Origin of the sequence: Sunxiuqinia indica (assembly GCF_009847015.1) — a bacterium.
Lineage (GTDB): Bacteria > Bacteroidota > Bacteroidia > Bacteroidales > Prolixibacteraceae > Sunxiuqinia > Sunxiuqinia indica.
In genome coordinates this window covers 1-18213 of the sequence record NZ_WVEM01000026.1, presented here as the reverse complement: position 1 = coordinate 18213, position 18213 = coordinate 1, and the positions used below count along the sequence as shown (strand labels likewise).

The 18213-nt window shown below is 40.8% G+C and carries 12 protein-coding genes and 1 pseudogene; 11 read left to right on the top strand and 2 right to left on the bottom strand.

The features are described 5' to 3' along the window. A partial coding sequence (locus tag GR929_RS21955; RefSeq protein WP_235934559.1) for a hypothetical protein occupies positions 1-406 on the top strand: 406 nt, incomplete at its 5' end. Here the strand turns inward: GR929_RS21955 and GR929_RS21395 are convergent. Together GR929_RS21395 and GR929_RS21390 are read right to left on the bottom strand one after the other, a co-directional pair. After that, the gene (locus tag GR929_RS21395; protein WP_159523811.1) at positions 333-1508 is read right to left on the bottom strand and encodes a glycoside hydrolase family 43 protein; all 1176 of its coding nucleotides are present in this window, start codon (positions 1506-1508) and stop codon (positions 333-335) included. The genes GR929_RS21955 and GR929_RS21395 overlap by 74 nt on opposite strands. Positions 1509-1722: 214 nt before the next feature. Further along, positions 1723-5871, bottom strand: coding sequence for a hybrid sensor histidine kinase/response regulator transcription factor (locus tag GR929_RS21390; protein ID WP_159523809.1), 4149 nt, complete (start codon positions 5869-5871; stop codon positions 1723-1725). 451 nt (positions 5872-6322) lie between these two features. Here GR929_RS21390 and GR929_RS21385 point away from each other — a divergent pair, with 451 nt between their 5' ends. From GR929_RS21385 to GR929_RS21950, 10 genes and pseudogenes are all read left to right on the top strand, one after another. Continuing rightward, a complete protein-coding gene (locus GR929_RS21385; RefSeq protein WP_159523807.1) occupies positions 6323-7165 on the top strand; it encodes a glycoside hydrolase family 16 protein in 843 nt (280 codons plus the stop codon). Positions 7166-7224: 59 nt separating this feature from the next. Further along, positions 7225-10524 (top strand): SusC/RagA family TonB-linked outer membrane protein, encoded by a 3300-nt coding sequence (locus GR929_RS21380; protein ID WP_201301091.1) that lies wholly within the window; start codon positions 7225-7227, stop codon positions 10522-10524. Between the two features lie 20 nt (positions 10525-10544). After that, complete coding sequence (locus tag GR929_RS21375; protein WP_159523805.1) at positions 10545-12581, top strand: RagB/SusD family nutrient uptake outer membrane protein; 2037 nt, start codon at positions 10545-10547, stop codon at positions 12579-12581. Positions 12582-12655: 74 nt separating this feature from the next. Next, positions 12656-12859 (top strand): hypothetical protein, encoded by a 204-nt coding sequence (locus tag GR929_RS21370; RefSeq protein WP_159523803.1) that lies wholly within the window; start codon positions 12656-12658, stop codon positions 12857-12859. Between the two features lie 25 nt (positions 12860-12884). Further along, positions 12885-13130, top strand: a complete 246-nt coding sequence (locus tag GR929_RS21365) for a DUF2264 domain-containing protein (protein WP_317162839.1) — start codon at positions 12885-12887, stop codon at positions 13128-13130. A gap of 4 nt (positions 13131-13134) precedes the next feature. After that, positions 13135-13434 (top strand): hypothetical protein, encoded by a 300-nt coding sequence (locus tag GR929_RS21820; RefSeq protein WP_201301090.1) that lies wholly within the window; start codon positions 13135-13137, stop codon positions 13432-13434. A gap of 44 nt (positions 13435-13478) precedes the next feature. After that, on the top strand, positions 13479-16592 hold the full coding sequence (locus tag GR929_RS21355) for a glycoside hydrolase family 2 TIM barrel-domain containing protein (RefSeq protein ID WP_159523799.1): 3114 nt from the start codon (positions 13479-13481) through the stop codon (positions 16590-16592). A gap of 285 nt (positions 16593-16877) precedes the next feature. Then, positions 16878-17474, top strand: a complete 597-nt coding sequence (locus GR929_RS21350; RefSeq protein WP_159523797.1) for a hypothetical protein — start codon at positions 16878-16880, stop codon at positions 17472-17474. A 141-nt stretch (positions 17475-17615) separates the two neighbouring features. Beyond that, positions 17616-17915 (top strand): transposase, encoded by a 300-nt coding sequence (locus GR929_RS21345; protein ID WP_159523795.1) that lies wholly within the window; start codon positions 17616-17618, stop codon positions 17913-17915. Between the two features lie 15 nt (positions 17916-17930). After that, a pseudogene (locus GR929_RS21950) lies at positions 17931-18213 on the top strand (hypothetical protein); the annotation flags it as partial.

Here is an 18213-nt window from a genome sequence, read left to right as displayed (position 1 = left end):
GGGGGCAGCTCTGATCTTTTCCCATAAGGCGAGAACGCAAGAAGCCCGACTTGCTGAACAGTTAAAAGAGGTGCGAGCCAACCTGCTTGCGTTGTTTACTCAAAGTGGGATCAGCTGCGAGTTGGTTCGGCCGGCAGAAGTTATCGGAGATGAAAAAAGTCCCGAACTGATTGAACGCTACCTGACCCTTAACTTTAAGAAAGGGCAGCCGGTATTGTCCCGAAATAAGATTGGATCAATCCCATGCCTTCTATTCACCTTCCGGGGATTATATTGGGGTACCCAATCCACGTACCTTTTTTCAGGAAAGGATGTTCATCTTTCTTTACTAGTTAACGACCTTCAAAAATCGATAGGTTCCACTCGTCATGCCATCGAATGGTTGGTTTTTCGTTTTCAAATGTAAGAGGAAGCCAGATGTAACGGCCGTCAATCGGGTTTTTAGGAGTCCAGCGATCGCCCATATAAATATATGCATTTTCCTTGCCTTGTATGGGTAAAATATAGGTGCTTTGAGAATGGAAAGTTAAATCGGCATCTTCGCCAACACAAGGGTTTCCAAGCGACTCCCATGGTCCCCAGATGTTGTCGGCTTTAAATATTCGGGCATCATTCGGATCCCAGCCGGTGCATCCTGAGGCTAACAAATAATAGGAGCCGTCATATTTAAAAAGAGCAGGAGCTTCATTGTGTCCTCCGGGAAATAAACGGACATACTTTCCTGTAAAACTTTGATAGTCATCTGTCAATTCAGAGATGTGCATGGTAAGGTTATCTTCGGACGAATGAATGTGATAAGCCTTGCCGTCATCGTCAACAAATAAGGTCATGTCACGAGACATTTGTCCTTCTTCAGAATCACGTTTTAAAAATAAACCATCCGAAATTGCTTCGCGCCATGCTGGAGTCCACCATTTCAGGTCAGTTTTATATTCCTGAGATTTCATTGATTCAGGATAATCGACTGGCCACTCTTTTTGATTAGGACGAAGTGATTTTACAAAAGTATATGGTCCGGTAGCCTGGTCGCTAACAGCCAAACCGGTTCGTGCTGCACTATAACCTTGACCTTTCAGTTCCAGGTGAAACCACATCACGAACTTGCCGGTTTTTTCATTGTAAATTACTTTGGGCCTTTCTATTACAGAGCCTTTCTCGATGTCTGATCCTGGCTCATCTGAAGCCGACAAAGCTACTCCTTCGTTTTTCCAGTTGTATAAGTCGGTGGATGAATAGCAACGCACGCCGACCAATGCGGTATTGCCACCTCTTCCTTCGGTTTTGTGTTCGCCAAACCAATAGTAGGTATTATCGTGAAACAAAATTCCACCTCCGTGTGCATTGATATGTATACTGTCTGAGTCAACCCAGATTTCCCCAGGCTTGAAAGATTGATGATATTGAACAACTTGATCTTTTGGTTGACAACCGCTAATTAAACCTGAAACAGGCAAAAGCGAAAGTAATAGAACAATTGTGTTTAGTTGGGTTCGGAATTTTGTTTTCATTTTGTGCAAGAGCGTTTTTGTAAGTTTTGTTTATGATAGTTGTGATGAATGATTCATCGTGTACAAACTTAAATTACAACGCTTATTCAGACTTGTAGAAAATTGAAAGTTACTTATACAAATTCGACTTATCCTGATTTTTAATTCAGAATTAATTGAATAATCTTCAATAAATAACCACTCAATTTGATTAAGCCTGAATCGATTGATGATTTTAGGAATTTTTCTCGATGTATTCTTTGGGTGTGCAACCATAAAATTCCTTAAAGCAACGTGTAAAATAGGATGGGCTGGTGAATCCAACCATGTAGATCACTTCAGAAATGGATCGTTTTCGTTGCAATAATAAGTTTGCAGCAATTTTGAGTCGTTGATTCCGTATAAACTCCTTGGCTGTTTGTCCCGTCAGAGCTTTGATTTTCCGGTAAGCCTGATTTGAACTCACCCCGAGTTCGGAACTAAATGCATCGACATCAAAATGAGGATCATCCAGATTTTTATTGACTGATTCAACAGCATTTTTCAAAAAGATTTCATCTAATGAGGATAATTCGATGTTTTCCGGTTCGAGTATCCTTTCGGTTCGTAGTCGTTCTTGAATTTGCTTCTGATTTGCAAGTATGTTATGGATTTTTAGTTTAACTGATACCAGGTTGAACGGCTTATAGATATAACCCACTGCTCCTAGCTTTAGTCCTTTTACTTCGTCTTCCTGCATTGTTTTAGCAGTTAAAAATACAACCGGAATATGCGAAATATTAATATCTTTCCGGGTGATCTGTATGAATTCGAAACCATCCATCTCCGGCATCATGATGTCGGTTAAAATAAGATCGGGATTTTCATTTCGCGCTTTATGCAGTGCTTCTTTTCCATTAAAAGCACGAATAATCTTAAATTCATTCGATAAACCTGTAACAAGAAAATCATTTAAATCAGCATCGTCTTCGACCACCAAAATTCGTAGTTTGTGAGTTGGGTGTTGAATTTCATTTGTGATTATTGGACTGGTTTCAAATTCAAAAAGACCCCCTTCCTCGTTTTTCTTTGCTGAGTCAATTTCGTCTTCGCTTTTCAATTCTTGTAAGGAGCGATCAATAGGCAGGATGATTTTGAAGCAGCTTCCTTTGCCGATATGACTTTTCAGTTGGATGGAACCACTATGCTGCTCAACCAACGCTTTTGCAAGGAATAAACCGATGCCTCCCGTACTTTGTGTTCTCACCTGATTAATTTGAAAAAAGCGTTCAAATACTTTTTCCTGGTATTCTTTAGCAATCCCTACACCACTGTCTTCAACTTCAATAATAGCTTCTGACTTACCTGCTTCGTTCGGTTTAACTTTAGCCAGGATTGAAATCATTCCCTTATCCGGAGTGTATTTAAATGCGTTGGAAATCAGGTTGAAAATAATCTTTTCAATTTTTTCCGGATCGACGAATGTAATAATTGGTTCTTGCTTAAAACTAAGCGAAAAATTAATATTTCGTGAGTCGGCCATTGGTTTGAAAAAATGAAAAGCCTCTTGAAGCAAAATAGTAATATCACACCGTTGAATGTCCAATCGGTCTATGATGCCTTTTTCCAGTTTTCGAAATTCCATTAACTGGTTAACCAAACGTAATAATTTGTAGGCACTATTTTTTATTAATTCAGTTTGTTTGGTTGCGTAAGTTCCTAATGTTTTATCGGCTAGCAACTCTCTGGCCGGACCAAGAATGAGTGTTAACGGCGTTCGAAGTTCATGCGTAATATCGGTAAAGAAAAAAGATTTAAGTTCGTTCAAACGCCTGATTTCTTCTGTTTTCATTTTTTCAAATTCCAAGTTGCTTTTTTCTTGTGCTTTGATGATTGAATATTTTTGAAGGAAGTACAGGATGCCAATGATAATGAGTGCATAAAAACTGTAAGCCCAGATTGTTTTCCACCAGGGAGGAGAAACAGAAACAGAGATTGATGTAATATCTTTACTCTTTAGTCCGTCGCTGGTTGTTGCCTTTACCTTAAAGATATAGTTCCCTTGCGGAATATTTGTGTATGTTGCAGAATTATGCGTGTTTGCTACATTCCACTGGTAGTCAAAACCTTCCAGCATATAACTATAGGTATTTTTATCAGGGTTCTTATAATCCATTGCTGAAAAAACAAAAGTGACCATTTTGTCTTTGTAAGATAATTTAATACGGTCAACAAAAGGGATGGTGGTGGTTACTCCGTATTTTTCCTGTTTGTTTTCTTTTTTACTAATACTTTCGTTATAAATGAGTAAATCGGTTATTTCTACCCGGTGCGATATCGAATTTTTAAATATGCTATCAGGGGAGAACGTGATAAAATCGGATTGAGTACCCAGTATGAAATTACCATCATTCAATTTCATTTCCGCATTTCTTTCTAAACTCACATTTTCATAATCTTTAGAAAAATATTCTCTGGCGACAGCTTCTTTTGCAATATTGAATTTAATGAGCCCACGGTACATTCTTAACCATATATAACCCGATTTGTCTTCCATTAAGGTTGAAATGAACTCATTGCTGAGGTAGCTGATTTCGGGATAACCTTTAAATTTAACTTTTACGTTTCCGCCATCATCATTCAATGAGATTTTTTTATTAAGGCCCGAATTTGTTCCAACCCATAAATTACCAAACGAGTCTTCAAGTATTGCATTAACTACATTATCGTTAATTGAATTGACATCATAAGACGAATAAAAAAATTTATCAAAATGCTCCGTTTCCGGGTTAAAACAATTAAGTCCGTTTTGAGTACCAATCCAAACTTTTCCGTCACTGTCCTCATAAATTACACGGGTATTGTTATCGCTTATTGCATCCGCCTTGTCTTTAGTAGAGTATTTTTGTACGGAGGAAATTTTACCATCGCCCCCCCTAACAAGTTTTGCAAATCCTTTTTCCATTGTTCCTATCCAAATTATACCTGGATATTTTTTCGAAGGGAAAAGTTTCTGAATTTTATTTCCGGGAAGCGAAGGTTCTGTTTCCGTATTGAAAAATGTTTGGGTTTGCCTGTCTATTTTTAAATCAGGAGTGAATCTATAATGAATAATTCCCGCATCTTCGGTTCCCAGCCATAATCCGGTGCTGTCAGCAAACATATCGAAAATGGAATAAGCTCTGTAATCTACTGTTTTATAAGTATAAGTTTGTTTCCCGTATATTTCTCTTAAAACATATACCTCACCAGCTTTCTCATACTGTAAAATATTATAACTGGTGCCAATCCATAATTGATTTTTATACTGGGTAAAACATCGGATAGAAATTTTGTTCGATGAATCATCTTTTCTTACTGGTAACACATAATGTTTTATTCCATTATCCAAAATAGAAGCGCAGTCGGTTTTTTCGGCTCCAACCCACAATTGTCCCCCCTTATCGACATACACCGAAGAAATGCCATTTCCAGATAAACTCCCCGGACTGTCAGGGTTTTCTTTATAGACCTGGAAACGAGCTTCTTCGGGAGGCAGCTGTTGCTGGTCGTACTTCAATAAATTTAAACCATCGTTCCAGGTTCCTATCCATAAATTATTGTACTGATCATAAAAAAGTCGATAAATGATATCAGAGCTTAAACTATTCTTATTTCCTGTTGTAGTATACGCTGAGAAATATAATTTGTCGCCTCCTTTTGCGACTTCAACTTTGTTTAATCCGCCTCCCCACGTTCCAATCCATAAATTGCCATCTTTAGATCCTGTTACCTGGGTAACAATTGAGTGTGTGAGCGAATTTTTATCCTTCCCAGGAAGATAACGGATATAATTTTCACGTTCTGGATAAAAACGCACCAGCCCATTATAAGTAGCAACCCATAAAATATTCCTGGAATCTTCATAAATATCGCTAACAACATCGTTAACAAGAAAATGGGTTATTTCTTTTGTTTGTATATCCAACCGAAAAAGACCTCCTGTCCAGGTTCCGATCCAGATATTGCCTTCATGATCTTCACATAACGACAGTATCCTATTGCCAAATGCATAACGTTTCAATTCCCCACTTTTAAGGTTCATACAATTGAGCCCATTGGAAGTTCCAATCCATAAATTTTCATTTTTATCTACTATTAACTTGGTTATTTCCCTGTTTGAGATGGATGTTGAATCATGAAAATTGGGCTGGTAAGTTACACAATTATGCCCATCAAAACGGTTCAGTCCATTCCAGGTACCAATCCAGATAAAACCTTTTTGATCTTGAATAATCGTATTGGCTTTATCAATGGTAAAACCATCCTCCATTCCCAAATGGGAAAAATGAAGTTCGTTTTGAGCAAATAAAACGGATGGAAGAAAACTTATTAAAAAGCTAATGATCAAGACTCTCCAGTGCATAAGTTTGTAATTACTAAATATTAATGCTAATCAAAATAACGAATGAAAGTTCAAAAATAAAATTGATTGTTCGTGCATTTGACTTTTTGAAAATTTGTATTTATTTGATTGCTATTTATATTCGGCTGATTTCTAGTTCCTTATTTATTTATGCTTAACCCTTCTATCTTGTTATTTGTAGAAATTGTGTTAGTATTTTTCGAAAAAATACAACCTCTTTTAATTTTCTGACAGTAAAACGCGAATTTGTTCAATTAAAGTTTTTCAATAACCTACACTTTTGTTACATCCCTTATTCGAACGGATGCGACGGGAAACCTTGAACTATAAAAACCAATGAAATTTTCATATGAAAACGACTATTCATAAACTTATGATTTCACTGTTCAAAATTGGAGGCTTACTGATCTGTTTTTTGATCATATTTTCAGCAAGAACTTCTTTTGCCTCTATGAGAAATCCAATTAAAAAAGAAGTAGAATTTATTTCGACAAAAGATCAGTCAACAAAAATTGAGGGAATGGAACTTGTTTGGAGTGATGAGTTTGATGTCGATGGAGCTCCAAATCCGGCTAATTGGAGCTTTGAATATGGTTTTAAACGAAACCAGGAACTCCAGTGGTACCAAGCTCAAAACGCCACTTGCAAAGATGGTCTTTTAATTATTGAAAGTAAAAAAGAAAAGATTGACAACCCGAATTACAATCCTCTAAGTCAGGATTGGCGATATAGCCGGGAATATGCAGAATATAGCTCTTCATGCTTAATCTCGCGTAATTTGCAGGAGTGGCAAGGTGGTGGTTATTATGAAATACGAGCCCGTGTTGATACCTCCAAAGGTTCCTGGCCTGCAATTTGGCTTTTAGGAACCGAGCAAGGTTGGCCTGAATGCGGAGAAATTGATATGATGGAATTTTACCGTATCAATAAAGTTCCGACTATTTTGGCAAACGTTGCATGGGGAACGAACCAACAATATAAAGCAGCCTGGGATAGTTCAACCACTCCTTTAGCTGATTTTATTTCGAAAGATCCCGATTGGTCGAAGAAATTCCATACATGGTCAATGAAATGGGACAATACATCCATCCAGATTTTTTTAGACGGCGAACTTTTAAATGAGGTGGATCTGTCGAAAACAGTTAATCCCGACAAATACAATCCTTTTACCGACAACAAGAATTTTTACCTGCTATTAAACCTGGCTATCGGTTCAAACGGGGGCGATCCATCCAAAACAAGTTTTCCGCTCAAGTTCGAAGTCGATTACGTCAGGGTATATAAATACCTCTGATTTATGATAATTTATTAATCTTTCAACTATTTTATTATTATTAACTTAAACATTAATCTATGAAAAAACTAGGCAAACTAAGTCATTGCTGCTCTTTCAGGTTGTTTTTAAAAATCTGGACGGCAACACTGATGATGATCGTTGTTCTTGGAACCAGTGCCTATGCTGGTTCTGGAGTAGCATTTCAAGATGGGAAAGTATCGGGACAAGTACTAAGTAGCGACCGAACGCCTTTACCAGGTGTCACTGTCGTTATAAAAGGCACTTTTAATGGTACTGTTACCAATTCCGAAGGAAAATTCGAATTAACCAATGTCTCCTCTAGTGACATTTTAATTTTTTCTTTCATTGGGCTAAAAGCACAAGAAGTTCCGGTGGGAAGCCAAACCTCTTTCAAAATTACCATGGAAGAAGAAACGATCGGAGTGGATGAAGTTGTCGTGGTTGGCTATGGTACACAGAAAAAAGTAAACGTAACCGGGGCTGTTGGCATCGCTACTTCAGAGGAGTTAGCATCCCGTCCTGTCACCAATGCTACCCAAGCCTTGCAGGGCTTGGTTCCAGGCTTACAAATTACGACTAACACCGGTGAGTTAGATAAGAATATGTCCATTAATATCCGTGGTAATGGTACTATTGGTGACGGTTCAAGTGGTAGTCCGCTCATCCTGATTGATGGTATGGAGGGTGATATTAATACGGTAAACCCACAAGATATTGAAAGCATCTCTGTACTAAAAGATGCCGCTTCTTCCTCTATTTATGGTTCTCGTGCACCCTTTGGTGTTATTCTGATTACAACAAAGAAAGGTAAACCTGGTAAAGGAACTATCAACTACAACAACGGTTTCCGTGTTAATAGCCCGGTAAATCTGCCCAGTATGATGGATTCTTATACGTTTGCCAACTATTTTAACACAGCTGCACAAAACTCACACTGGGGAAATCAATTTAATGAGAGTGTGATGCAACAGATGCTTGATTTTCAGGCAGCAGGTGGAACAAATAGAGGCGGTTTGCAGACTGATGGCAATGTGTGGGGGAAGCCTGCCGGTGACCCATTTACGACAGCTTATGCTAATACAGATTGGTATTCAGAGATGTATAAAGACAATAGCTTTTCGCAAGAACATAACTTTAGTATTAGCGGAGGCGATAAAAAAGTTAATTATTATGCCTCGTTAGGCTACCTGGATCAAAATGGTTTACTTCGACACGGTTCCGATGAGTTGAAGCGTTATAATGCTTCGGCAAAATTCAGCAGCGAGTTGACTAACTGGTTGAAGTTTAATTACAGTTTACGCTATGTCCGTCAGGACTTGGGGCGTCCTACTAATTTTGGTGGCGGGCTGTATGAGAAGATCGGTCGTCAGACCTGGCCGAACCTTCCGGTTTATGATGAGAATGGTTACTATTTCAACAGCAATGCTGATACACCTGCAATGTCGCTTGCATTAGGAGGAGAACGTAACGTGCAGACGGATAAGACCTACCATCAGACCAGTTTGGTATTTGAACCAATAAAAAACTGGGTTACTAATGTTGAATTCAATTACAGTATAAACTCAGTTGATACACGTGAAGTGTCTCTTCCTTATTATAATCATGATGTTTCCGGAAATATAGTGAACACCAATGGCACTTCCAGTCTCTATCAGGACTATACAAAGGAGAATTATACGAACTGGAATATTTACTCTACTTATTCATTCTCTCTCAATGATGTTCATAACTTCAAAGTGATGGGTGGTTTGCAATCGGAAGAAATGCGCCAGAAATTTTTCAGCGCGAAAGGTTACGGGTTGCAAGTGGAAGATCTTCCTGAATTAGATCTTGTCTCTAACATTGACGGTCTTGGGGCAGATAAAGTTCCGGAAGTTGGGGGGTACCGTAATGAGTGGGCAACGGCCGGTTTTTTTGGTAGGGCAAACTACAACTATTTGGGGCGCTATTTGGCTGAAGTGAACCTTCGCTATGACGGCGCATCTCGTTTTCGCAGCGATAGCCGTTGGCAATTTTCTCCTTCCTTCTCTTTAGGCTGGAATATTGCACAGGAAAATTTTTGGGAAAATTTGGCCAATACTTGTAATCAACTGAAACTTCGTCTTTCTTATGGTGAACTGGGTAATATGAATACTACCGGATGGTATCCTACTTATCGTACGATGACATTAGGACAAGCTAACGGAAACTGGTTACAGGACGGTATAAAACCCAATACAGCTTACGTAGGCAGTTTCATCAGTACTGCGTTGACCTGGGAAAAGGTGCGTACCCAAAACATTGGTCTCGATTTCGGTTTCTTCAATAACCGTCTGAGCGGTTCGTTCGATGCTTATGTCCGCTATACAGACAATATGGTAGGCCCCTCTGTAGAACTTCCCGAAGTGCTGGGTATCGACCCTCCCAAGACCAATAACTGCGATTTGAAGACTAAAGGATTGGAGCTTGCCATCGGATGGCAGGACCGTACAAACTTCGATTTGGGCTATGGCATCAGGTTCAATGTATCCGATGCCCGCACTTACATCGAAAGTTATCCTGGTAACCCGACAAATTCCATTTCAAACTATATAGCTGGCCGCGAAATCGGTGAAATCTGGGGTTTTGAAACCGTGGGCATTGCTATGACCGATGACGAAATGCAGGCACATTTGACAAATGTGGGTGGACAACCACTTGGAAGCGAATGGACAGCTGGAGATATTATGTATGCCGACCTGGACGGAAAAGAGGGTATTACGAAAGGAGCACAAACATTGGAGGATCACGGCGACTTGAAAGTGATAGGTAACAATACTCCACGTTATCATTTCGGGATTGATTTAAATGCCAATTACAAGGGTTTCGACTGTCGCCTCTTTTTTCAAGGTGTGATGAAACGTGATTATTGGCAAGGTTCCAATATGTTCTGGGGAGTTGATGCTACATGGGGAATGTGGTGGTCTACCGGTTTGAAAGAGCATGAAGACTATTTTCGTGCAGAGGCTATCGGGTTAGAAGGACATGAAATCGTAGCTAACACCGATTCTTACTATCCGCGCCCTATATTCAACAGTACTAAAAATCAGGAAGAGCAGACCCGCTATTTGCAGAATGCTGCTTATATTCGTCTGAAAAACTTCCAGATTGGTTATACCATTCCGGCTTCTGTCATTAGTAAAGTGGGTATTACCAATTGCCGTGTCTTTATATCGGGCGAGAATCTATGGACAGGGACAAAATTAACCAAGTTATTCGATCCTGAAACCTTGAACGGGGGTAACACAGCCAGCGATGCATCCGCACCTATCAAGAGCGGGGGTAATGCATATCCGCTTTCAAGCACTTGGTCGGTAGGACTCAGCATTTCACTTTAACCATCTAAAAAAGGAATATCATGAAATCTAAAAAATATATTATTAAAGTCTTTATGACGATGGCTGTTATTGCCGGAATTACTTCCTGCGAAGACTTTCTGGACAGAGAACCTATGTCAACCATTTCCCCGGAAACATATTATTCTACGGCAGCCCAACTGGAAGCTAATCTGAATGACGAATACCCGAATATACTCCCGTCATTCGGACAGTGGAGCTATGGTATATTCGGTGAAGATAAAGGTACCGACAATCAGATAGAAGTAACGGCGAACGACCGCTACACTGTCGATCGTTGGAAAGTGCCTCATAGTGAGAGCGATAATTGGACGTTTGAACGCATCTATCGTGTCAATTTCTTCCTCTCTGAAGTGCTTCCCAAATTTGGTGATGATATGAATGGAACACAAAATACTATTTCCGGTGATGTCGCAACAATTAAGCACTACATCGGAGAAATGTATTTTCTCCGCGCCTTTGAATATTTCAAAAAACTTCAACTTTTCGGTGATTTCCCAATTATAGAGCAACCACTTGCTGATAATATGGAAGTTCTTAGCGAAGCCAGCAAACGTTCACCGCGTAACGAAGTAGCCCGTTTCATCCTTGATGATTTGGACAAGGCTTACAGTTACATGAGTGATGTCGATTTGGCAACCACCCGTATCAATAAAGATGCAGCATTGTTGATTAAATCCCGTGTCGCATTGTTTGAAGCCACTTGGTTGCAGAATTTTAATGGGACAGCGTTTGTGCCGGGGGGAACTGGATGGCCCGGTGCTGATCTTTACAGCAATTACCAATATCCGAGCGGGAGCATTGACAGTGAGGTAGAATACTTTCTGAATCAAGCTATGGCGGCTGCAAAGATTGTTGCTGACAAATATGAAGGAAGCTTGACTGTTAATACCGGAGTGTTGCAACAGTCTGCCGATGATCCTGCTAACCCTTATTTCGATATGTTTGCTCAGGAAGACCTTTCCTCCGTTTCTGAAATTCTTTTGTGGCGTCAGTATGCACGTGGACTTTTAACGCATAATATCAATTCTGCTGCCGGACGTGGTAATTACCGTATCGGCTTGACACGTGGATTGGTACAGAGTTTTCTGATGGAAGATGGAACACCTATTTATGCCCATGGAACATATGCCGATGGCGACGGTTATTACATGGGTGATAAGACCATTGCAGATGTAAGAGTAAACCGTGACCCTCGTTTGAGTATTTTCTTAAAGGAGCCGGGACAGAAAAATATCCTTTTTGAGGTGGATAACAATGAAGGTACCGAGGCTGTTATGGAAGAACCCTATCCGGCAATTACCAACGGGGATGGAGAACGCGGCTATGCGACCGGTTATGCTCTTCGCAAAGGAGGGTCATTTAATCGTAAGCATTATGCCAATGGAGGTGGTTATACAGCTGTGGTATGTTTCCGTGCCGCTGAGGCTTTGTTAAACTATATGGAAGCAAGCTATTTGCTGAATGGGACCTTGGATGCTGCTGCCAGCGGATATTGGAAAGCTCTCCGCCAACGTGCCGGAATCAGTGATAATATCGACAAAACTATCGCTGCAACCGATATGAGCAAGGAAGCTAAAAACGACTGGGGAGCTTATACTGCAGGAGCAATACTTTCAGACGCGACACTCTATAACATCCGCCGTGAACGCCGTTGCGAATTTATGGCTGAAGATCTTCGTTACATGGATCTTCGTCGTTGGCGTTCTATGGATCAGCTTATCAGTACTCCCGCTCATTTAGAAGGTATGCACTTGTGGAATACTCCGATGGAAAGTTGGTATAGCGATTTGGTAGCTGATGGGTCGAATAACGCTAACGTCTCATCAAAAGACAAAAGCGAATATCTTCGTCCATTTGAGAGGACTGCCACACAAGCTGCCTATGACGGTTGCACATGGAAGATGGCCCATTATTTGAACCCAATTCCAATAAAACAATTTTTGTTAACGTCTTCTGACGGGGCAACTGTTTCTGAATCTTCTATTTATCAAAATCCATATTGGCCCACAACAGCAGATTTACCCGCAGAACAATAATAATTTGAATTTGCATTTTAAAGAGGCTGTCTAAAAAGGCAGCTTCTTTAATTTTTTTTAAGAAGCAATGTTGTATGTTTTTAAATGGAGGCCTTAAATCCGCAGATAAAATAGTTGGATTTAAAGATTTATCTATTTTGCTTATGCTAAACCGTCGCAACTTTATCAAAATCGTCCCTGTACTTGGTGCAGGCACATTAATGAGAACATCTCTCAGTGCAGGAGAAAAATCAAAACAGAAAGTTGAATCGGTCAACCACAGGGGAATACAGGATTGACCTGCTCGATCAGATATAGAAACCTATACTGCATGATGGAAGCAAACGGCAATTGAAAGTGTCTTTATCGGTTGAAACGACAACGGGAGCAAAAGAAAAACCATCAACTTACTTGAAAACAGTTGGGCGTTTACTCGCCGGTATTTCGCCCTGGCTCGAAAGCGAATCAGGGAACAGGGAGGAAAAACGGCTTCGGTCTGAATACGGGGAGAAAACCCTGCAAACAATTGCCGCTATTGTCGATTCCGGTTCACCGGACTTTTTTATATGATCATATGGAACCGCAAATGCTCGTCGATGCTGCGTTTCTGGCACATGCCTTTTGCGTGCCTCGCAATGGCTGTGGAACGCATTACCCGGCGACGAAATCGAAGGAATATTTAGCGGTTGCGGAAACGCAATTGCGTAGTTTAAGTTCGCCGGCTTACCGGGCTAATTTGGGCGAAAACGGCAACTTCATTCTCAAACATAGTGTTGGACACATGCCAAACAGAACAGAGGTTGATGTGCCATTGACGTATGCCGACTATTATTATGTGGAGGCATTGACTCGCATGAAGAAATTGCTTCAATAAGAAAGAAACCATAGTGAAAACAAATTATATCATTTAGAAAAACGATGAAGAAAAATTTAGTCTATCTTTTTTTAGTTCTGTTTGCGCTTCAATTGAAGGCACAAACGACCAACGACTGGGAAAATCCGGCCGTTTTTGCAATAAACAAAGAAGCTCCACGAGCCTATTTTATTCCTTATGCTGACAAAGCTTCAGCTCTGAAAAACTACAAAAGCCAATCGACCAATGTGCTTGATTTGAACGGAACATGGAAGTTCAATTGGGTTTATGCGCCCGATCAGCGTCCGGGCGATTTTTACAAGGAAAACTACGATGTGAGCGGCTGGGACAATATTGATGTTCCTTCAAACTGGGAACTCAAAGGTTATGGAACTCCGATCTATACTAACGTTACTTATCCCTTTCCGAAGAATCCACCGTTTATCGATCACAAACACAACCCGGTGGGTTCGTACAAACGTGCGTTTGATCTTCCTGAAAGCTGGAATGGCCGTCGCGTGGTGTTGCATTTCGATGCGGGAACATCAGCCATGTATGTTTGGGTGAATGGTGAAAAAGTTGGCTACAGCCAGGTAACGAAAAGTCCGGTTGAGTTTGATGTTACTGATTATGTGCGCAAGGGGAGTAACAACTTGGCTGTTGAGGTATATCGCTGGAGTGATGGTTCCTATTTGGAAGATCAGGATTTCTGGCGTCTGTCAGGGATCGACCGGGATGTGTATCTGACCAGTACTGACCAGGTTCGTATTGACGATTTCTTCGCTAAAGCCGGATTAGATAAAGCTTATAAAAACGGAACATTCGCGTTGGATTTAACGGTGAAGAATTACAAAGCCCAAGCAGCTACTGGTTCTTTGCAGGTTCAGATTCTGGATGAAGCCGGTAAGTCAATCTATAAAACCAAGAAAAGCTGGAAGGCCGGAGCTCAAGCAACAACAACGGTTTCAGCTTTATCCTATGTGAAAAAAGCCAAACAATGGAGTGCCGAAACGCCTAACCTTTACCAATTGTTGCTTTCGTTGTACAATGCCGACGGCAAGTTGATTGAAGCAACGTCTCAAAAAATAGGTTTCCGTACGGTAGAGTTGAAAAACAGCCAGCTCTTAGTAAATGGCAAAGCTGTTCTGGTGAAAGGGGTGAACCTGCACGAGCATAACCAAAGAACGGGGCATTATGTAGACAAAGCGACCATGTTGAAAGATATTGAAGTGATGAAAGCGCACAACATCAATGCGGTTCGTACGTCACACTATCCACACAGCCCGATGTGGATTGCACTTTGCGATCAGTATGGTTTGTACCTGGTTGATGAAGCCAATATTGAAACACACGCCATGGGAGCCGAATGGCAAAATTGGTTCGATAAATCGAAACATCCGGCTTATCTGCCTGAGTGGTATGCCGCTCATATGGATCGTATTCATCGCTTAGTGGAGCGCGATAAAAACCATCCTTCAGTTATTTTGTGGAGCTTGGGTAACGAGTGTGGCAACGGCCCTGTTTTCCACGATGCTTACAAATGGATTAAAGAGCGCGATAATACGCGTTTGGTTCAGTTTGAGCAAGCTGGTGAAAATGAAAATACCGATGTGGTTTGCCCAATGTATCCAAGCATGAAGAGCATGCACGAATATGCTGAGAAAGAAAACCCCGGCCGGCCGTTTATCATGTGCGAATATTCGCATGCCATGGGAAACAGCAACGGTAACTTTAAAGAATACTGGGATCTGATTCGATCGAAACCACACATGCAAGGTGGTTTTATTTGGGATTGGGTTGACCAGGGATTGCTGGCAACAAATCCAGCCGGAGATAACTTCTGGGCTTACGGTGGCGACATCGGTGGTTACAAATACACAAACGACCAGAATTTCTGCTTAAATGGACTTGTCAATCCGGATCGTACTCCACATCCGGGACTCATGGAAGTGAAACATCAGTATCAAAGTATTCATGTGAGTGCTGCCGACCTTTTAAAAGGCGAACTGGCTATTTACAACGAATATTCATTTATCAACTTAAGCGACTTCAACTTTAAATGGATTTTACTGAAAAATGGTGAAAAAAACGCTGAAGGTGAGTTTGCAAGCACAGCAAAGCCCGGTGAAACACAAACGGTGAAAATTGATTTGCCGGAAGTGAAAGCCGAAGCAGGTGTTGAATATACCTTAAATGTATATGCTTTTACCAAAGAAGCGAAGAACCTGATTTCGGCGGATCTCGAAGTGGCCCGCGACGAAATCACTTTCGACGCTAACGATTACTTTATTGCACCGGCAGCATCATCGGCTAAACCAAGCGTGAAAGAAGATGATCGGCAGATTACACTAGAAGCGAATGGTGTACAAGTTGTTATCAGTAAACGTTCGGGCTTAGTTGGAAGAATGATTGCCAATGACCAATGGTTAATTGGCTCGGAACTGACACCTGATTTCTGGCGAGCACCAACCGACAATGACTTTGGAAACGGTATGCCAACGCGCTGCAATGTATACCGTACCGCCGGAATCAACCGCGAATTGAAAAACATTCAACTGAAAGAAACTGATAATACAGTTGTTGTGACAGCTGATTTGTTATTGAAAGATATTAACTCGGATTACCAATTGGTTTACACCATGAATGGCGATGGAAGCCTGAAAGTAGATGTAAACTACAACGCCGGATCAGATGATTTACCCGACATGCCGCGCTTTGGGATGGTTGTACGTTTGTCTGGCGATTACGATCAGTTTGCCTACTATGGCCGCGGCCCGTGGGAAAATTACAACGATCGCAACTCTGCTGCCTCCCTTGGAATTTACAAGAGTGATGTGGCCGATCAGTATTATCCTTACATTCGTCCGCAGGAGAATGGTTACAAAACTGATATTCGCTGGATGAGTCTGACCAATAAGAATGGGAACGGGCTAAAAGTTGAAGGATTACAACCGCTGAGCGGCAGTGCCCTTTATTTTGAGTCGGCCGACTTTGATCCGGGACTGACTAAGAAGCAACGACATGCTGCTGATGTTCACCCACGATCGGATGTGTTCTTGCACATCGACCTCGAACAATGTGGAGTTGGAGGAGACAACAGCTGGGGAGCCTGGACACACAAACAATATCGGTTGGAAGGAAAAGCGTATTCGTATAGCTTTGTTTTAAAACCGGAGTAGTAGAAATAAAAAGAGACAACCGGAAGTGTTCATCGTGAATGCTTCCGGTTTTTGCTTACTTATAATCAATACTTCGGTTAAAACTTAGTTATATATCTGATTTAAAGCAAAATAATCATTAATATATTAGGTTAAAACCGCAGAGGTTTATATCTTTAAAGTATTAATTATCAGTCAATTACTTTAATTGTGGTTACCTCTGCGATTTATGATTTATACTCAAAAATTGTTCTTGATGCTTTATCTGTTTCAAAAATAAAGCTCAATAAATGCAGACGAGATTTTATGATTGAGATTTTCATGTTATACTTAAGTATTCCTTCGCGGATCAACTTTCTCCAGTTAGGCCGATACAGCCGTTTTGGAGGACAACGCTTTCGTCGCCAGTTCGAGCAGGGGTTTGACTTCTTTAGCTTCAATAAAGCCTTGTCAATGCCTTGGATTGGGAAGCGCAATGCCGTAGCCTTCGATCCGAGTTTCATCCATAAATCAGGCAAGCATACCCCTGGAATCGGATACTTTTGGTCGGGCTGCGCAGGTCGGGCACTTCGTGGTATTGAAATCCTTGGGCTTTCCGTAATCGATGCAGACTCAAGGTTAAGTTTCCATCTGGAAGCAGTACAGATTCCTTCATCAAATTGCCTTCAGGATAATGAACTGTCATTAATTGATTGGTATGCAGCCGTGATCAAAAAACAGATCAAACTGATCTTGTCCATTACCCGATATGTTGTTGCAGATGCGTATTTCTCCAAGAAAAACTTTGTCGAAAAGATACTGGGATGCTCCCTTCATTTGGTAAGCAAACTTTGGGAGGACGCAGACTTATCTTACCTTTCGATACAACCTAAGACCGGAAAAAGAGGCCGACCCGCAAAATAAGGAGGAAAGGTTGATGTTACCAACTTAAATCCGGAACACTTCATCCTGGTTGAAAACAACAAAGGTATAACGGCATACTCTGCCATTGTATATTCCAAGTCTCTTGAAAGGAATATATCGCTGGTTGTAGAACTGTTCCAATTGAATGGGAAAACAATTTACCGACTTTTATTTTCAAACGATACTACGCAAGTCCCCATCGATGTGATCGATATTTATCATACCCGCTTTCAAATAGAATTTGGATTCAGGGATGCCAAGCAATTCGCCGGTCTTGAAAACTCGCAGGCAAGAAGTGAAAATAAGCTTAATTTTCATTTTAATGCGGCCTTAACAACGGTAAATATTGCCAAGGTAATGCGGGTTAGCAACCCGCAAACCCGGGAAAACTCATTCTCGATGGCAACTTATACCAATTTAACTTTGTATTGCCGTATATGATTTGTATCTTTAGGTATGAAAAATCCAATACCTATTGATATAAAAGAAAGCCTTCCGGAACTGAAAAAATCAAAGTCAAAACAACCCACTTTGTTGAAACAAAAACGGGTAGATTGCTTAATCCTATTGAAGACATCAAAATTTGAAACCCGGCAGGAGTTAGCCGATCATCTCCGAGTACATATCCGCACACAGGAACGGTGGTTAAACAAATATAGGGAAGGGGGAATTGCCTGGCTTCTTGCAGATGAACCAAAGATCAGGACTTCAAAAATAATAACCCCACAAATCCATAATG

Bases quoted from the DNA above. Each gene is read 5' to 3' on its own strand.
- GR929_RS21395 (WP_159523811.1), bottom strand. From the start codon at position 1,508: ATGAAAACAAAATTCCGAACCCAACTAAACACAATTGTTCTATTACTT.
- GR929_RS21390 (WP_159523809.1), bottom strand. From the start codon at position 5,871: ATGCACTGGAGAGTCTTGATCATTAGCTTTTTAATAAGTTTTCTTCCA.
- GR929_RS21385 (WP_159523807.1), top strand. From the start codon at position 6,323: ATGAGAAATCCAATTAAAAAAGAAGTAGAATTTATTTCGACAAAAGAT.
- GR929_RS21380 (WP_201301091.1), top strand. From the start codon at position 7,225: ATGAAAAAACTAGGCAAACTAAGTCATTGCTGCTCTTTCAGGTTGTTT.
- GR929_RS21375 (WP_159523805.1), top strand. From the start codon at position 10,545: ATGAAATCTAAAAAATATATTATTAAAGTCTTTATGACGATGGCTGTT.
- GR929_RS21370 (WP_159523803.1), top strand. From the start codon at position 12,656: ATGTTTTTAAATGGAGGCCTTAAATCCGCAGATAAAATAGTTGGATTT.
- GR929_RS21820 (WP_201301090.1), top strand. From the start codon at position 13,135: ATGGAACCGCAAATGCTCGTCGATGCTGCGTTTCTGGCACATGCCTTT.
- GR929_RS21355 (WP_159523799.1), top strand. From the start codon at position 13,479: ATGAAGAAAAATTTAGTCTATCTTTTTTTAGTTCTGTTTGCGCTTCAA.
- GR929_RS21350 (WP_159523797.1), top strand. From the start codon at position 16,878: ATGATTGAGATTTTCATGTTATACTTAAGTATTCCTTCGCGGATCAAC.